Annotated in this window: 2 protein-coding genes; both read left to right on the top strand. The window is 73.5% G+C overall.

Going from position 1 to position 1,609, the window contains the following annotated elements:
* Nucleotides 1-446: methyl-accepting chemotaxis protein (locus AC1D01_RS33925; protein ID WP_477873856.1), on the top strand; the 446-nt coding region annotated here is incomplete at its 5' end.
* Nucleotides 447-501: 55 nt separating this feature from the next.
* On the top strand, nt 502-1,609 hold a 1,108-nt coding region (locus tag AC1D01_RS33930), incomplete at its 3' end, for a serine/threonine-protein kinase (RefSeq protein ID WP_477873857.1).

The following is a 1,609-nucleotide window of genomic DNA, read 5'->3' on the forward strand; positions in this document are numbered from 1 at the left end:
TCGCCTTCCAGACCAACATCCTCGCGCTGAACGCGGCGGTGGAAGCGGCGCGTGCCGGCGAGCAGGGCCGCGGCTTCGCGGTGGTGGCCAGCGAGGTGCGCGCGCTGGCGCAGCGCAGCGCCGCGGCAGCCCGCGAGATCAAGGCGCTGATCAGCTCCAGCGTCGAGCGCGTGCAGGCCGGTGCCGAGCTGGTGAACAGCGCCGGCCGCCACATGGGCGGCATGGTCGAACAGGTGCAGCGCGTGGCCGGCCTGATCGCGGAGATGGGCCAGGCCAGCCAGCAGCAGACCGCGGGCGTCGACCAGCTGAACGCGACGGTGGCCGGCCTGGACGAAGCCACCCAGCGCAACGCCGCGCTGGTCGAGCAATCGGCCGCCGCCGCCGACAGCCTGCATGTGCAGGCGCATCAGTTGGTGGCAGCGGTCGGCGTCTTCCGCCTGGCCTGATTCCGCCAGGGTAAGCTCCCCCTTCCCCGCTCACCCGGGCGGACAGGGAGCTTCGATGGAACCAACTGCACGCAGCGGCGACGACCGCGCGGCCGGGGTCGACAACGCCGCAGGCAACACCGCGTGCGACCCCGCGCCCGACACGCCCATGACCCTCGACCGCGAGCGCTGGCAGCGCCTGAAGGAGCTGCTGGCCGATACGCTCGAGCGCCCGCCGCACGAACGCAAGCGCTGGATCGCCCTCGCCTGCCCCGACGATCCCGCGCTGCGCGCCGAGCTCGAGTCGCTGGTCGCGGCGGCCGAAGGCACCGGCCCGCTCGACCGGTCGCCCGCGGCGGGCCTGCTCGATGCGCTGTCGGCCGAGGCCGCCGCGGCACCGCACGATGCCAGCGGCCAGCGCGTCGGCGACTACCGGCTGCTGGCCCTGATCGCCCGCGGCGGCATGGGCGAGGTCTACCGCGCCGAACGGGCCGACGGGCAGTACGAGCAGCAGGTCGCCGTGAAGATCGTGCGCGAAGGCGCCGACACGCGCTTCCTGCTCGACCGCTTCCATGCCGAGCGGCGCATCCTCGCCGCGCTCGACCACCCGAACCTGGCCAAGCTGCTGGACGCCGGCGTGTCGCCCGAAGGCCTGCACTACGTCGTGATGGACCTGGTCGACGGCGGCGTGCCGATCGACCTCTACTGCGCCGAGCACGCGCTGCCGCTGGCCGCGCGGCTGCGCCTGTTCCGAAGCCTCTGCCTGGTGGTCGACCATGCGCACCGGCAAGGCGTGGTGCACCGCGACCTGAAGCCCGGCAACATCCTGGTCGGGCGCGACGGCGTCGTGAAGCTCGTCGACTTCGGCATCGCCAAACGCCTGGACGCGCCCGCCGCCGATCGCACCACCACCGCGATGCGCGCGCTGACGCCCGAGTACGCGAGCCCCGAGCAGGTGCGCGGCGAACCGGTCACCGCGGCCAGCGACATCTACTCGCTCGGCGTGGTGCTGTACCGCCTGCTGACGCAGGCCAGCCCCTATGGCCGGGCGACCGACGACCCGTATGCGCTGACGCGCGCCATCTGCGACACCGAACCGGTGCGCCCGAGCCGGGTGCCCGGCGATGCACCGCGCACCCGGCGGCGCCAGCTCGAAGGCGACCTCGATGCGGTGGTGATGATGG

Source organism: Rhizobacter sp. P3_B12, assembly GCF_056402895.1.